Genomic DNA, 261 nt, shown 5'->3' with positions numbered 1-261 from the left:
GTGCAGCCGATTTGCTCAAGCGCTCAGTCGGTCAAAAGCACGTCGGCATAGATTGCGGTCCCCTTGCCCTTGGCGGTTTCGACCGTCAGCTCGCCCCCGATCAAGGCAAGACGCTCTTTCATCCCGGCAAGTCCCAAATGGTGAGAGCCAGGCGCGACATCGCCATCGAATCCACGCCCATTGTCCTCGACGGCCAGCCGCAGCTTGTTGCCCCGAATGTGGGCCGTCACGCTGACCCGGCCCGGCCGGGCGTGCTTGCCG

General features: G+C 64.4%; 1 protein-coding gene. It reads right to left on the bottom strand.

The window, feature by feature from the left end; all coding sequences use genetic code 11:
- Positions 1–23 precede the first annotated feature (23 nt).
- On the bottom strand, positions 24–261 hold a 238-nt coding region (locus EOD29_RS32745; protein WP_245475510.1), incomplete at its 5' end, for an ATP-binding protein.

The organism is Mesorhizobium sp. M1A.T.Ca.IN.004.03.1.1 (assembly GCF_003997555.1).
GTDB lineage: Bacteria > Pseudomonadota > Alphaproteobacteria > Rhizobiales > Rhizobiaceae > Mesorhizobium.
Note: the sequence above shows the minus strand (reverse complement) of the source record. Positions and strands in the feature narration are given on the sequence as shown.